The 778-nt window shown below is 34.6% G+C and carries 1 pseudogene; it reads right to left on the reverse strand.

The window, feature by feature from the left end:
* A pseudogene (locus tag H3Z83_RS12810) lies at nt 1–778 on the reverse strand (hypothetical protein); the annotation flags it as partial.

The raw sequence follows: 778 nt of genomic DNA on the forward strand, positions 1-778 counted from the left end.
ATCTTGATCTCCGCTAATTACTTCACTCTTGATTACTACTAAGTTACTATCACAATTATCTGTCGCCGTTAAATCAACCATTGCTGGGATATCGTTACAACTCGCTACAATTTCCTGAGCTGGTAAATCTCCTTCGAATTCTGGTTTTATTGTGTCTTCAATTATGAACTTTCTTTTCTCTGTATCTATAGTGTTTCCACAACCATCAATAGCTTTAAATACAACTTCTACTTCCCCTATGAAGCTACATGAATAATTTATAGCTTCAAAGTCATTAGACCATGATACCGCACTACAATCATCCTCAGCTGTAGCACCTCCATTATTTGCTAACCAAGCATTTAATTCATCTATATTACCTGAACCATCACATTCTACAGTTTTGCCCGTTGGCTGCTTTGTAATTGTTGGCGGAGTTTCATCCTTAATTAAGTACCCTGCTGTAACAGTGCTTGAATTTCCACATTCGTCAGTTGCTGTAAAAGTTACATTTATATAACTACCATCACACTTAACAGACGTATCTTCACCATAATTATTAGTCCATTTTATATTATCATTATCAGTACAATTATCAGTAGCTGTAGCACCAGCATTATTATCTAACCAATTCTGTAAATCTTCAACTGTATTCCCAACACCACATTCTAAGTCAATATTTTTTAAATTATCACTATCTATTTTTGGTGCCGTGGTATCTTCTACTCTGATTGTTTGAACTAATGGTGTCTCATTACCCCCACAATCTTTTAATGTATAAGTTCTGGTTACAATATAT

This window comes from Tenacibaculum pelagium, assembly GCF_014062345.1.
Lineage (GTDB): Bacteria > Bacteroidota > Bacteroidia > Flavobacteriales > Flavobacteriaceae > Polaribacter > Polaribacter pelagius.